The sequence below is a fragment of the Paracoccus simplex genome, from assembly GCF_042648325.1.
Taxonomy (GTDB): domain Bacteria; phylum Pseudomonadota; class Alphaproteobacteria; order Rhodobacterales; family Rhodobacteraceae; genus Paracoccus; species Paracoccus simplex.
In genome coordinates, this window is record NZ_JBHRXE010000064.1 from 1 (window position 1) to 13,218 (window position 13,218).

Consider the following 13,218-nt stretch of genomic DNA (forward strand, 5'->3'; position numbering starts at 1 on the left):
CGATGCCGCCGCCGGCATGGGCGAGCAGGCCGCCGATACCGCCGCCGGCGCCGCCGACGATGCCGCTGGCGCCGCCGACGACGCGGCTGCCGCGGCGGACGATGCCGCTGCTGCCGCCGAGGACGCGGCCGCCGAGGCGCCGGTCACGCCGCCCGACGTGAAGGCCCCGGCAATCTCGGAAGCCGATCCCGGCGTGCTGTCGAGCTGGGTCACCAGCCGGCGCATCTGGACCACCAACCAGCCCTCGACCACCGAATGGGTGGATCCGCAGGTCGAGGAGCGCCCGGCCGAATGGCAGGACATCGCCAAGGTCAACGACATCGTGCTGGACGATTCGGGCCAGGTCGTCGGCTATATCGCCGATATCGGCGGTTTCCTGGGCATCGGCGCCAAGAAAGTGCTGCTGGGCGTGGATGCCATCCACCTGATCACGGTGGGCAACGACACCTTCTTCGCCACCAACTACACCAAGGCCGAGTTGGAGGCGCTGCCCGATTTCGACGAGAAGACCGTGCGGAAATAGGGCCTGCCTGTCTTGTTTTCCCGGTCTTGGGGGCGCCTTTCGGGGCGCCCCTTCATTTTTGCGCAAGATCGGTCAAGATCGGCCTTGACGCCACCCGCCCCCGTGCGTAAACCCCCTCGCACCCCGGACGGCGATCCGGGGGAAGTGGTCTGCGCGGTTGTAGCTCAGTTGGTTAGAGTACCGGCCTGTCACGCCGGGGGTCGCGGGTTCGAGCCCCGTCAACCGCGCCACCACCACCATATATCGCCGAAAAGATGCGCGGTTGTAGCTCAGTTGGTTAGAGTACCGGCCTGTCACGCCGGGGGTCGCGGGTTCGAGCCCCGTCAACCGCGCCATCTTTCCCCCCTTGATCCCCTTTGGGCCCATGGCTTTGCGGCCGCGCTTCCGGCGCGGCTTTCCGGGTATTCGGGCAACGAAGAAGCCGGCCGGCAGCGGTGCCCGGCAGCGGCGCTAGGGGCTTTTCAAGCCGCCTCAATTCCCTATGCTGACCCCCAATCACGACGGAGGACGCCATGGCACGCGGAATAGATTACGGCGGAATGATGCACCGGGCCATGCAGCGGCTGATCGCCGAGGTGCTGCAATCCGTGGCCAGCGACGGGCTGCCGGGCGAGCATCATTTCTTCATCACCTTCGACACCCGTGATTCGGATGTCGAGATGGCCGACTGGCTGCGCGAGCGCTATCCCGAGGAGATGACCATCGTCATCCAGCACTGGTTCGATGATCTCGAGGTCACGCCCGAGGGTTTCCGCATCACGCTGAATTTCGGCAACTCTCCCGAGCCGCTCTACATCCCTTTCGACGCCCTGCGCACCTTCGTGGACCCGTCGGTCGAATTCGGCCTGCGCTTCGAGAACCACGAGGAAGAGGAGGACGAGGAGGACGAGGCCGACCCCGCGCCCGAGGAGCCGGGAGAGGAGGGCCCCAAGGGCGGTGCCGAGGTGGTCAGCCTCGACAAGTGGCGGAAATAGCCCGCCTGCCTCGGCCGGCCCGTCACGGTGCTGTCACCGGCAGGCCATAGAGGCGGAAACCGGCATCCTTGCAGGAGAAACCCGTTTGTCCGACCTGTCGCTTTTCCTGGGCCAGTTTCTGCGCCGACCCTCCGAGATCCGCGCCATTGCCCCGACCGGGCGCGCCACCGCGGCCGAAATGGCGCGGCTGGTCACGCCGCAGATGGAGGCGGTGGCCGAGATCGGCGCCGGCACCGGCACCATCACCCGCGCCATCCTGGCCACCGGCCTGCCGCCGCAGAGGCTGGAGCTTTACGAGCTGAACGCCGCCTTCTGCGCCCGGCTGGGCGAGCGGTTTCCGGGCACGCGGGTCCACAACCTGCCGGCGCAGGAGATGGTCAATGTCGGACGCCAGGGACTCGACGCGGTGATCTCGGGTGTGCCGACCCTGCCGATGCCCGACGAGCTGCAGGCCGCCATCGTCGGCGCGGCGCTGTCGATGATGAAGCCGGGCGCGCCCTTCGTGCAGATCACCTATGGCCCGCTGCCGCCGCTGTCCGAGGCGGTGCGGGCGCGGTTCGGCCTGAGCCATCGCAAAAGCCGCCGGATCTGGGCCAACCTGCCGCCGGCCCGCGTCTATGTCTTTCGCCAGTCGGCGTGAGCGCTAACTGCATACTTTCGCATACCAATTGCGAATCCGGCACGCCGGGGCTACAAGGCCGGCAGAACCGTGAGGGATATCCGACATGACCAAGACCACCCGCACCGAGACCGACAGCTTCGGCCCGCTGGAAGTGCCGGCCGACAAGTATTGGGGGGCGCAGACCCAGCGCTCGATCCAGAACTTCCCCATCGGCTGGGAAAAGCAGCCGGTTGCCATCGTGCGTGCGCTGGGGGTGATCAAGCAGGCGGCCGCCGAGGTGAACATGGCCACCGGCAAGCTGGACCCCGAGATCGGCAAGGCGATGGTGCAGGCGGCCTCGGAAGTCGTCGCCGGCAAGTTCGACGACAACTTCCCGCTGGTGGTCTGGCAGACCGGCTCGGGCACGCAGTCGAACATGAACGCCAACGAGGTGGTCAGCAACCGCGCCATCGAGATCCTGGGCGGCGAGATGGGCTCGAAGAAGCCGGTCCATCCGAACGACCATGTGAACATGGGCCAGTCCTCGAACGACACCTTCCCGACCGCGATGCATGTCGCCATCGCCATGCAGGCGCGCGACGTGCTGCTGCCGGGGCTGGAAAAGCTGCACCAGGCGCTGGTGGCGAAGTCCGAGGAATTCAAGGACATCATCAAGATCGGCCGCACCCATACCCAGGACGCGACGCCGCTGACCCTGGGCCAGGAATTCGGCGGCTATGCGCATCAGGTCCAGAAGGGCATCGAGCGGGTCAAGCTGGCCTTGGGCGACATCTACGAGCTGGCGCAGGGCGGCACCGCCGTCGGCACCGGCCTGAGCACCAAGAAGGGCTGGGACACGGCCATCGCCGCCGCGATCGCCAAGATCACCGGCCTGCCCTTCGTCACCGCGCCGAACAAGTTCGAGGCGCTGGCCGCGCATGACGCGATGGTGTTCTTCTCGGGCGCGCTGAAGACCGTCGCCGGCTCGCTGTTCAAGATCGCCAACGACATGCGGCTGTTGGGCTCGGGCCCGCGTTCCGGCCTGGGTGAGCTGATCCTGCCGGAAAACGAGCCGGGCTCGTCGATCATGCCCGGCAAGGTCAACCCGACCCAGGCCGAGGCGCTGACCATGGTCTGCGCCCATGTCATGGGCAATGACGCCGCCATCGGCTTTGCCGGGTCGCAGGGTCATTTCGAGCTGAACGTCTACAACCCGATGATGTCCTATAACGTGCTGCAATCCATGCAGCTTCTGGGCGATGCGGCGGGATCCTTCACCGACAACATGGTGGTCGGCACCAAGGCCAATGTCGAGCGCATCGAGAAGCTGATGAAGGAATCGCTGATGCTGGTGACGGCGCTGGCGCCGACCATCGGCTATGACAATGCCACCAAGGTGGCCAAGACCGCGCACAAGAACGGCACCACGCTGCGCGAGGAGGCGATTGCGCTGGGCTTCGTCGATGGCGAGACCTTCGACCGCATCGTCCGCCCCGAGCAGATGATCGGTCCGGCAGACTGATCTTGACCGGGTCCGGTTCAGGCAAGGTCGTGAACCTGCGGGCGGCGCGCAAGACCGCCGCCCGCGATGCCGCCCGCAAGCAGGGCGACGCGAATGCGGCGAAGTTCGGCCGCAGCAAGGGCCAGAAGCTCGCCGAGAAGGACGCCGCGGTGCGGGCCGCCCGCCATCTGGACCAGCACCGCCGCGAGGTTCCCGAGAATGGCGACGAATGAGCCGCCTGCCGCGCCGCCGCTGCCGCCGATGTCGGCGCCGGTCAAGCGCTCGGTCACCATCGGCGGGCACCGCACCTCGGTCAGCCTGGAGGATGCGTTCTGGCGCGAGCTGCGCGCGCTGGCCCGCGCCGGGGGACGCACCACCGCGGCGCTGATCGCCCAGATCGACGCCGCCCGCCCGCCCGAGGTGGGGCTGGCCACGGCACTGCGGCTTTACGTGCTGGCCGAGATCGTCCGGAATCGGGCGTAACGCTTGCGGCGCCGGCCCTGGCTGACTAAAAGCCGCTGCACATATCCAAATTCCGGGACATACCATGGCAGGCCATAGCAAATGGGCCAATATCCAGCATCGCAAGGGCAAGCAGGACAAGCTGCGCTCGAAGCTGTTTTCGAAACTGGCCAAAGAAATCACCGTCGCCGCCAAGATGGGCGACCCTGACCCCGAGAAGAACCCGCGGCTACGCCTTGCGGTGAAGGAAGCCAAGTCGAACTCGGTGCCGAAGGACGTGATCGACCGCGCCATCAAGAAATCGCAGGGCGGCGATGCCGAGAACTACGACGAGATCCGCTACGAGGGCTACGGCCCGAACGGCATCGCCATCATCGTCGAGGCGATGACCGACAACCGCAACCGCACCGCCTCGAACGTGCGCAGCTATTTCACCAAGTATGGCGGCGACCTGGGGCAGACCGGCTCGGTCAGCTTCATGTTCGACCGCAAGGGCGAGATTCTCTACAACCCCGAGGCCGGCGATGCCGACACGGTGATGCTGGCCGCCATCGAGGCCGGGGCCGAGGATGTCGAGAGCGACGAGGACGGGCACTGGATCTATACCTCGGATACCGACCTGGCCGAGGTCTCGAATGCGCTGGAGGCCAGCCTGGGCGAATCCGAACATGCCAAGCTGATCTGGAAGCCGCAGGCCCCGACCGAGATCGACCTGGAGACCGCGCAGAAGCTGATGAAGCTGCTGGACGCGCTGGAGGACGACGACGACGTGCAGAATGTCACCGGGAATTTCGACATTCCCGAGGATGTGGCGGCGCAGCTTTGAACTTCCGCCTCCGGCGGGGGTATTTGGGCAAGAGAGAAATCAGGGTCGCAGGTCTGCTGCGGCCCTTTTTCTTATGGCGGCGGTCAGGGGGGCAAGGGCGGGGGCCATGGCGCGCTGGACATGCCAATGCAGCGCCACGTCCAGCGGCAGGCCGGGGACCAGCGGCCGCAGCCGGCCGTCGCGCAGCGCCGGGGCGGCCATGCTTTCGGGGATCATGCCCCAGCCAAGACCGAGTGCCACCGCGCGGGCAAAGGGTTCCGAGGCCGGGATCCGGTGGCCGGGCAGGTGCAGGCGCTTGCCGGTGGCGCGTTCGGCCCAGCGGGATTGCAGCGCGTCCTTGGCGTTGAAGATGATCGCCGGGGCGGCGCGCAGGGCGGGTTCGGTCACGCCGTTCGGGAAATGCCGGGCCAGGAAATCCGGCGCGGCCAGCGCCTGGTAGCGCATCGCGCCCAAGCGCAGCGCGTCGCAGCCCGGCACCGGGTCGGGGTCCGAACTGATCGCCGCCGAGACCTGGCCCTGGCGCAGCCAGTCGCGGGCGTGGTCCTGGTCGTCCAGCACCAGGTCGTAAAGCACCGGCAGCGCCGCCATCACCGGCGGGAACCAGGTGGCCAGGCTGTCGGCATTCACCGCCAGCCGCAGCACCGCCGGGCCGGCGGATGGCTGCAGCCCGGTCGCAAGCGTGCTTTCCAGCAGCCGCACCTGGTCGAGATGCTGCATCAGCCGCAGCCCGGTCTCGGTCCCGGTGGCGGGCGGGCCGCGATGGATCAGCACCTGGCCCAGCCGTTCCTCGAGCCCCTTGATGCGCTGCGAGACCGCCGAAGGGGTGACGCCGAGCGCCGCGGCCGCGGCCTCGAAGCTGCCGCGGCGGATGATCTCGGACAGGGCGCTGAGCGCGGCATAGTCGAGCATGAAGCCAGCCTTAACCCGGATAACGATTTTAAATTTGCCTGAAGGCGGCCCGGCCGGCAAGACAGGCCCGAAAAGGAGAGCCGCATGCATGCCTATCTTGCCGGTCTGGGCACCGCCCTGTCGCTGATCGTCGCCATCGGGGCGCAGAACGCCTTCGTGCTGAAGCAGGGTCTGATGCGCCGGCATGTGCTGGCGACCTGTGCGTTTTGCGCGCTGTCGGACGCGGTGCTGATCACCGCCGGGGTGCTGGGCGCCGGGGCGCTGGCGGCGCGCGCGCCGTGGTTTCTGGAGGCGATGCGCTGGGGCGGCGCGGTGTTCCTGCTGGTCTATGGCGCGCGGGCCTTTCGTGCCGCCTGGCGCGGCGGCGAGAGCCTGCGGGCCGGGCAGGGGGCGACCGGCCTGGCCGCCACGCTGGGCGTGCTGGCGGCGCTGACCTGGCTCAACCCGCATGTCTGGCTGGATACGGTGGTGCTGATCGGCTCGATCTCGGCCCGCTGGGAGGACAAGCCGGGCTTCGTCGCCGGGGCGGTCTCGGGCTCGGTGATCTTCTTCTTCGCGCTGGGCTACGGGGCGCGTTGGCTGTCGCCGCTGTTCGCGCGGCCGGCGGCCTGGCGGGTGCTGGATCTGCTGGTCGGGCTGGTGATGTGGAGCATCGCCCTTGGGCTGGTGCTGAACGGCTGACCCTTGCGCCCGGCCGGCCGAAAGGGCATGGCGGCGGGATGACGCAGGGCCCGGCCACCACCCGCAGCGACCTGAGCGGCATCTTCTGGATGCTGACGGCCGGGCTGTGCTTCGTCGGCGTCAACGGCACGGTGCGCTGGCTGGGCCAGGCGCTGCCGGCGGCCGAGGGCGCCTTCATCCGCTTCGCTTTCGGCCTGCTGTTGCTGGTCCCGGCGCTGGGGCCGGCGTTGCGGCGCGGCTTCCCCCCGCGCATCTGGGGGCTGTTCGCGCTGCGCGGCGGGCTGCATGTGCTGGCGGTGATCCTGTGGTTCTATGCCATGGCGCGCATCACCGTGGCCGAGGTCACCGCCATCGGCTTTCTCAACCCCATCGTGGTGACGGTCGGCGCGGCGCTGCTGATGGGCGAGCGGGTCTCGTGGCGGCGGGCGCTGGCCATCGCCGTGGCGCTGGCGGGGGCGATGATCGTGCTGCGGCCCGGCATCCGGGCGCTGGAGCCCGGCCATCTGGCGCAGCTCGGCGCCTCGGTCACCTTCGGCCTGTCCTATCTGGTCGCCAAGCGGCTGTCCGACCATGTGCCGGCCTCGGTGGTGGTGGCGATGATGTCGCTGACGGTCTGCGTCGGGCTGGCGCCCATCGCGGCGCTGCATTGGGTGACGCCGAGCCTGCTGCAATGCGCGGTTCTGGCCTGCACGGCGCTGTTCGCCACCGCCGGGCATTACGCCATGACCCGCGCCTTCATCTCGGCGCCGCTGACGGTGACGCAGCCGGTGACGCTGCTGCAGTTGATCTGGGCCAGCCTGCTTGGCGCGCTGGTCTTTGCCGAGCCGGTCGATCTGTGGGTGCTGGTCGGCGGCGCCGTCATGATCGGCGCGATCAGCTATATCACCTGGCGCGAGGCGCGGCTGCGGCGGGGTCTGGTCACCCCGCCGCCCGGCGCGACCCGCGATTAGCGCAGGTCCCAGTGGCGCGGGCTACGCTGCTGCGGCTCGATCCCGATGTCGCGCAGCAGGTGGTCGGGAAGCGTGTCGACCGGCGGCGGCGGCTTGCCGCCCCGCCGCAGGGCGGCGCGCAGCAACGCCAGGCTGACGCGCAGCAGCCCGTGGGTCTTGATCAGCTCGTCCAAAGGCGCGCGGAGTTCCCGCGCGGCAGGGATGGTTGCAAGGGTCATCCTGTCCAGCCGCCCGTTCTGCACGGCACGGCCCTCATGTAGCAATGGGTCGAAAAGGCGACGGGCAGCGCCCGTGCGACATCGCGGGGCGTCAGCCGTCGGCGAAGATGGGGAAGCTCAGTCCCGGTGCGGGATGCCCTGAACGGGTTCCGTCAACGCCGGTCCTGGCGTCGGTTCATCCCGCGAAAGGCGGCGGCCGAAGCGGCGGTAATGATGATCATGCCGGTGCCCTTTCTGTCGAGATTGCGGAACAGGGCCCTTGATAGACACATCTTGCGATTCGAGGCAACCCGCCCCGCGAGGTTTGCGGGGCGGGCCATGGTCTTGCTGCAACAAGGATGGGGTCAGTGCTCGATCGCGCCGCCCCCGGCGCCGCGCCGGGCGACCAGCCGGGACATGATGCTTTGCCGGGTCACGCGGCCGCCGCCCTGCAGGGGCAACGCGTCGATGCCGGATTCGGTCATCATGCGGATGACCTCGCGCACCGGGGTTTCGCGGTCCAGCGCCTCGCCCGGCAGGTCGCCGGGCTCGGCCACGTCCTCGGCGGTCAGCACCGCCAGCGGGTTCATGTGGGCGACGAAATCCTCGACATAGGCATTGACCGGATTGGCGATGATCTCGCGCGCGGTGCCGACCTGCACGATGCGGCCGCCCTCCATCAGCGCGATGCGGTTGCCGATGCGGAACGCCTCGTCCAGGTCGTGGCTGACGAAGACGATGGTGCGGCGGAAGCGTTCCTGCAGCTCCAGCAGTTCGTCCTGCAGCCGGTTGCGGATCAGCGGGTCCAGCGCCGAGAAGGGCTCGTCCATCAGCAGGATCGGCGCCTCGGTGGCGAAGGCGCGGGCCAGGCCGACGCGCTGCTGCATGCCGCCCGACAGGTCGCCCACCTTGCGCTCGGCCCATTCGGTCAGCCCGACGGTGGCCAGTTGGGCGTCGACGCGCTTGCGCCGTTCGGCGGCAGGGACGCCGGCCAGTTCCAGCCCCAGGCCGACATTCTCGCGCACCGAACGCCAGGGCAGCAGGCCGAACTGCTGGAACACCATGGCGATGCATTCGCGCCGCAGGCGGCGCAGCTCGGCGCCGGAGGCCTTGGTCACCGAGGCCATGCGGTCGCCGTTCCAGATCCGCACCTCGCCCCGGCAGACCGAGTTGAGCCCGTTCACCGCCCGCAGCAGCGTGGATTTGCCCGAGCCGGAAAGGCCCATAAGCACCAGGATCTCGCCCTCGCGCACGGTCAGCGAGCAGTTGTGCACGCCCAGGACCTGGCCGGTTTCGGACTTGATCGGCCCGCGGTCCAGCCCCTGGTCCATCAGCGGCAGGGCGGCCTCGGGCGAATCGCCGAAGACGATGTTCACATTGTCGAATTCGACCGCGTTGCGCGCGGTTTCCATGCGATCAGTCATCACGCCTCCCCACGCGCATCATCCGGTCCAGCATGATGGCGACGACCACGATGATGAACCCGCTTTCGAATCCCAGCGCGGTATTCACGCTGTTCAGCGCCCGGACCACCGGCACGCCCAGGCCCGAGGCCCCGACCAGCGCGGCGATCACCACCATCGACAGCGACAGCATGATCGTCTGGTTCAGCCCGGCCATGATCTGCGGCGCGGCGCTTGGCAGCTCGACCTTCCACAGAAGCTGGCGCGGCGTGGCGCCGAAGGCGATGGCGGCCTCGACCAGCGATTGCGGGGTCGAGCTGATGCCCAGATGTGTTAGCCGGATCGGCGCCGGCAGCACGAAGATCACCGTGGCGATCAGCCCGGGCACCATGCCGATGCCGAAGAAGACGATGGCGGGGATCAGGTAGACGAAGGTCGGCAGCGTCTGCATCAGGTCCAGCACCGGCCGCATCCAGGCGTAGAGCTTGGGCCGGTGCGCCGTGGCGATGCCGATGGGCACGCCGATGGCCATGCAGACCACGCAGGCCGACAGCACCAGGGTCAGGGACTGCATGGTCTCGTCCCAATAGCCCTGGTTGAGGATGAAGAGAAAGCTCAGCGCCACCAGCAGGCAGGTCTTCCAGCTGCGTTGCAGCGCCCAGGTCAGCGCCACCGCCAGCAGGGTGAAGATCAGCGGGTGCGGGTATTCGAGAAGCGCGAGAATGCCGTTGATCAGCCCGTCCATCAGCTTCGAGATGAAGTTGAAGACGACCGCGGCATGGGCGTTCAGCCAGTCGAAGATCGCCTTGGCCGTCTTGCCCACCGGGATCTTGGTCCCGGTCACCAGCTCGGTCAGTTGCTCCATGCGTCCTTGTCTTTCTGCCGGGCGTTCGGGAAAGGCCTGCGCGGCGGCGGGCGGTCGGCCCATTGGGCCGACGCCTCGGGCGGGGCAGGTCTTCGTTTCCGGCGAAGGTGGAAGGAAGGGCCCGAAGGCCCGGGAACGCGGGGACAGGCCGGGGCGCGTCCTGCGCCCGCGGCGGCCTGCCGCCCGCCCGGATTCATTCGGCCAACGCCTTGTCCAGCGCCGCCTGCGCGTCGCCGCCATCGGCGGTGGTCACGCCCGCGATCCAGGGTTTGGCGGCATCGGGATTGGCCTTGAGCCATTTCAGCGCCGCATCGGCAGGCGCCTCGCCATCGTTCAGGATCAGGCCCATGACCTCGCTCTCCATGGGCAGGGTGAATTCGAGATTCTGCAGGAACTTGCCGACATTCGGGCATTTCTCTGCATAGCCGGCGCGCACGTTGGTGTCGACCCGCGCCCCGCCGAAATCCGGCCCGAAGACATCGTCGCCGCCGGCCAGATAGGTCATCTTGAACTGCGTGTTCATCGGATGCGGTTCCCAGCCCAGGAAGACCACCGGCTGGCCGGCGCCGTCGGCGCGGGCGACCTGCGCCAGCATGCCCTGTTCGCTGCTTTCGACCACCTCGAAGGTGCCGAGGTCGAACTTGTTTTCCGCCACCATCTCCAGCAGCAGGCGGTTGCCGTCATTGCCCGGCTCGATGCCGTAGATCTTGCCGTCCAGTTCCTTCTTGTGGGCGGCGATCTTGCCGAAATCGTCGATGCCCAGCTTGGCGCCGGCCGCGTTGGTGGCCAGGGTGTATTTCGCACCGGTCAGGTTGGTGCGCAGAACGTCCACGGTGCCGGCGTCGCGATAAGACTTCAGGTCGTTTTCCTGGCTCGGCATCCAATTGCCCAGGAACACGTCCACATCGTCCTTGGCCATCGCGGTATAGGTCACCGGCAGCGACAGGATCTTGGTCTCGGTCTCGTAGCCCAGGGCCTGCAGCACGCTCGAGGCGAGCGCGGTGGTCGAGCTGATATCCGTCCAGCCGACATCCGAGAAGACGACCTTGCGGCACTCCATCGGCTCTTGTGCCGCAGCGATGCCAGCGGTGGCGAATGAAGCGACCAACCCGGCGGCAAGAGCTGCGGCGGTGCGGCGAAATGTCATCTTTATCTCCCTGGTTTGTTGACTGGTGAGTCAATTAAGGCTTTTATTGATTGACGAGTCAATCAAAGATCTGCCAGATGCGGGTCGCCCGCGCGAATTTTCGAACGAAACGACAAAACGGTGTCCTGTCATGCCCAAACTTGGTGCTGAACCTATCCGAAAGGCGGCATTAATCAACGCCGCGATCACCACGGTGGGCCGCGCCGGGTCGCTGGACGTCACCGTGGCGCAGATCGCGCGCGAGGCGGGAATGTCCTCGGCGCTGGCGCATCATTATTTCGGCTCCAAGGAGCGGATCTTCCTGGCGGCGATGCGGCACATCCTGGCGCAATACGGCGCCTCGACCCGCGCGGCGCTGAAGGGGGCCGGCACGCCGCGCGAGCGGCTGGACGCCATCGTCGCCGCCAGCTTCGACAGCGCCAATTTCGAGCGCGACACCATCGCCGCCTGGCTGAACTTCTATGCGCTGGCGCTGGTCGAGCCCGAGGCGGCGCGTCTGCTGCGCGTCTATCACCGCCGGCTCAGTTCGAACCTGCTGGTGGCGCTGCGGCCGCTGGCGGGCGCGGGGGCCGAACGCATTGCCCGCACGCTGGGGGCGCTGATCGACGGGCTTTATCTGCGCGCGGCGCTGTCCGACACGGCCGATGCCGCCGCCGCCGAACGCACGACACTGGATTATCTGGAGAAGGTCCTGCCATGAGCCATTCCGCCCAACCCGCCGCCAGCCTTTACATCGACGGCGCCTTCGTCGAGGGCGCGGGGGCCGAGCTTGCGGTGCATTATCCCTATACCGGCGCGGTGATCGCCACCCTGCGCGAGGCCTCGCCGGCGCAGGTGGCCAAGGCCACCGCGGCGGCGGCGGCGGCGCAGCCGGCCTGGGCGGGGCTGCGCCCGGTCGAGCGTGGCCGGGTGCTGATGCGGGCGGCGCAGCTCATCCGCGAGCGGGCCGAGGAACTGGCGCGGCTCGAAACCCTGGACACCGGCAAGCCGATCCAGGAGACGCGGGTGGCCGACTGGCCCTCGGGCGCCGATGCGCTGGAATATTTCGCCGGGCTGGCGCCGACCGTCACCGGCCAGGCGATCCCGCTGGGCGGCGATTTCGTCTATACGATCCGCGAGGCGCTGGGGGTTTGCGCCGGTATCGGCGCCTGGAATTATCCCAGCCAGATCGCGTGCTGGAAGGCGGCGCCGGCCTTGGCGATGGGCAATGCCATGGTCTTCAAGCCCAGCGAGGAAACCCCGCTGGGCGCGCTGAAACTGGCCGAGATCCTGACCGAGGCCGGGCTGCCGGCCGGCATCTTCAACGTGGTGCAGGGCCGCGGCGCGGTGGGCGCGGCGCTGGTCACGGACCCGCGGGTCGCCAAGGTGTCGCTGACCGGCTCGGTCGCCACCGGGCAAAAGGTCTATGCCGCCGCGGCCGAAGGCATGCGGCATGTCACCATGGAACTGGGCGGCAAGTCGCCGCTGATCGTCTTCGACGATGCCAGCCTCGAGGATGCGGTCGGCGCGGCGATGCTGGCGAATTTCTATTCCGCGGGGCAGATCTGCTCGAACGGCACCCGGGTCTTCGTGCAGCAGGGCATCCTGCCCGCCTTTCTCGACCGGCTGGCCGAGCGGGTGGCGAAGGTCCGGATCGGCGACCCGCTGGACGAGGAAACCCAGCACGGTCCCATCGTCAGCCCGGCCCAGGCGGCGAAGATCCGCGAGGCCATCGAACGCGGCCGCGCCGAGGGCGCGCGGCTGGTCTGCGGCGGCTCGGGCGAGGGCGCCTTCGTGCCGCCCACCGTGTTTGCCGATGCTTCGGACGACATGTGGATCGTGCGCGAGGAGATTTTCGGCCCGGTGATGTCGGTGCTGGGTTTTGCCACCGAGGAGGAGGCCGTCGCCCGCGCCAATGCCTCGCCCTATGGGCTGGCGGCCGGGGTGTTCACCCGCGACCTGGCGCGCGGCCATCGGGTTGCGGCGGCGCTGCAGGCCGGGACCATCTGGATCAACGCCTATAACCTGACCCCGGTCGAGGCGCCCTTCGGCGGCGTCAAGCTGTCGGGGGTCGGTCGCGAGAACTCGGCCGCGGCCATCGAACATTATTCGCAGCTGAAATCGGTCTATGTCGGCATGGGAGGCGTCGATGCGCCCTATTGAGCGGCGCCGCGCCGGCGGCGCGGTGGGCATGGGTATT

At 68.2% G+C, this 13,218-nt stretch carries 16 protein-coding genes and 2 tRNA genes; 13 read left to right on the plus strand and 5 right to left on the minus strand.

Translation table 11 applies throughout. From position 1 onward, the window contains the following. The 9 genes from ACFOMP_RS19060 to ACFOMP_RS19100 form a co-directional block, all read left to right on the plus strand. On the plus strand, nt 1-523 hold a 523-nt coding region (locus ACFOMP_RS19060; RefSeq protein WP_379033501.1), incomplete at its 5' end, for a PRC-barrel domain-containing protein. A gap of 153 nt (nt 524-676) precedes the next feature. Further along, nucleotides 677-753 (plus strand) — tRNA-Asp (locus ACFOMP_RS19065). Nucleotides 754-781: 28 nt separating this feature from the next. After that, nucleotides 782-858 (plus strand) — tRNA-Asp (locus tag ACFOMP_RS19070). A 177-nt stretch (nt 859-1,035) separates the two neighbouring features. Further along, nucleotides 1,036-1,497 carry an SspB family protein gene (locus ACFOMP_RS19075; protein WP_019352027.1) on the plus strand — a complete coding sequence of 154 codons (462 nt, stop codon included), beginning with the start codon at nt 1,036-1,038 and terminating at the stop codon, nt 1,495-1,497. Between the two features lie 85 nt (nt 1,498-1,582). After that, nucleotides 1,583-2,137, plus strand: a complete 555-nt coding sequence (locus ACFOMP_RS19080) for a class I SAM-dependent methyltransferase (protein ID WP_379033505.1) — start codon at nt 1,583-1,585, stop codon at nt 2,135-2,137. Between the two features lie 85 nt (nt 2,138-2,222). Next, a complete protein-coding gene (gene fumC / locus ACFOMP_RS19085; RefSeq protein WP_379033508.1) occupies nt 2,223-3,620 on the plus strand; it encodes a class II fumarate hydratase in 1,398 nt (465 codons plus the stop codon). 29 nt (nt 3,621-3,649) lie between these two features. Beyond that, nucleotides 3,650-3,832, plus strand: a complete 183-nt coding sequence (locus ACFOMP_RS19090) for a DUF4169 family protein (protein ID WP_379033511.1) — start codon at nt 3,650-3,652, stop codon at nt 3,830-3,832. Beyond that, complete coding sequence (locus ACFOMP_RS19095) at nt 3,819-4,082, plus strand: ribbon-helix-helix domain-containing protein (RefSeq protein WP_289895646.1); 264 nt, start codon at nt 3,819-3,821, stop codon at nt 4,080-4,082. Before ACFOMP_RS19090 ends, ACFOMP_RS19095 begins: the two co-directional genes overlap by 14 nt. Nucleotides 4,083-4,146: 64 nt before the next feature. Then, the gene (locus tag ACFOMP_RS19100) at nt 4,147-4,887 is read left to right on the plus strand and encodes a YebC/PmpR family DNA-binding transcriptional regulator (RefSeq protein ID WP_289895645.1); all 741 of its coding nucleotides are present in this window, start codon (nt 4,147-4,149) and stop codon (nt 4,885-4,887) included. A 39-nt stretch (nt 4,888-4,926) separates the two neighbouring features. Here ACFOMP_RS19100 and ACFOMP_RS19105 read toward each other — a convergent pair whose 3' ends face one another. Then, on the minus strand, nt 4,927-5,796 hold the full coding sequence (locus tag ACFOMP_RS19105; RefSeq protein ID WP_379033515.1) for a LysR family transcriptional regulator ArgP: 870 nt from the start codon (nt 5,794-5,796) through the stop codon (nt 4,927-4,929). Nucleotides 5,797-5,880: 84 nt separating this feature from the next. Between ACFOMP_RS19105 and ACFOMP_RS19110 the strand changes: the two genes are divergently transcribed. Together ACFOMP_RS19110 and ACFOMP_RS19115 are read left to right on the plus strand one after the other, a co-directional pair. After that, the gene (locus ACFOMP_RS19110) at nt 5,881-6,477 is read left to right on the plus strand and encodes a LysE/ArgO family amino acid transporter (protein ID WP_379033518.1); all 597 of its coding nucleotides are present in this window, start codon (nt 5,881-5,883) and stop codon (nt 6,475-6,477) included. Between the two features lie 38 nt (nt 6,478-6,515). Next, nucleotides 6,516-7,427: a DMT family transporter gene (locus ACFOMP_RS19115; protein ID WP_379033521.1), complete on the plus strand. Its 912-nt coding sequence runs from the start codon at nt 6,516-6,518 to the stop codon at nt 7,425-7,427. On the opposite strand, the gene ACFOMP_RS19120 is transcribed toward ACFOMP_RS19115, so the two are convergent. The 4 genes from ACFOMP_RS19120 to choX form a co-directional block, all read right to left on the minus strand. Continuing rightward, nucleotides 7,424-7,645 carry a hypothetical protein gene (locus tag ACFOMP_RS19120; RefSeq protein ID WP_379033524.1) on the minus strand — a complete coding sequence of 74 codons (222 nt, stop codon included), beginning with the start codon at nt 7,643-7,645 and terminating at the stop codon, nt 7,424-7,426. The genes ACFOMP_RS19115 and ACFOMP_RS19120 overlap by 4 nt on opposite strands. 344 nt (nt 7,646-7,989) lie before the next feature. Further along, nucleotides 7,990-9,048, minus strand: coding sequence for a choline ABC transporter ATP-binding protein (choV, locus tag ACFOMP_RS19125; RefSeq protein ID WP_379033527.1), 1,059 nt, complete (start codon nt 9,046-9,048; stop codon nt 7,990-7,992). Further along, entirely contained in the window at nt 9,041-9,892 is an 852-nt protein-coding gene (gene choW / locus ACFOMP_RS19130; protein ID WP_289895639.1) for a choline ABC transporter permease subunit, read from the minus strand. The genes choV and choW overlap by 8 nt, the downstream gene beginning before the upstream one ends. A gap of 193 nt (nt 9,893-10,085) precedes the next feature. Beyond that, nucleotides 10,086-11,039: a choline ABC transporter substrate-binding protein gene (gene choX / locus ACFOMP_RS19135; protein WP_289895638.1), complete on the minus strand. Its 954-nt coding sequence runs from the start codon at nt 11,037-11,039 to the stop codon at nt 10,086-10,088. A gap of 130 nt (nt 11,040-11,169) precedes the next feature. Here choX and betI point away from each other — a divergent pair, with 130 nt between their 5' ends. Continuing rightward, complete coding sequence (gene betI, locus ACFOMP_RS19140; protein WP_289895637.1) at nt 11,170-11,739, plus strand: choline-binding transcriptional repressor BetI; 570 nt, start codon at nt 11,170-11,172, stop codon at nt 11,737-11,739. Next, nucleotides 11,736-13,181 carry a betaine-aldehyde dehydrogenase gene (betB, locus tag ACFOMP_RS19145; protein ID WP_379033532.1) on the plus strand — a complete coding sequence of 482 codons (1,446 nt, stop codon included), beginning with the start codon at nt 11,736-11,738 and terminating at the stop codon, nt 13,179-13,181. Before betI ends, betB begins: the two co-directional genes overlap by 4 nt. Nucleotides 13,182-13,218 lie beyond the last annotated feature (37 nt).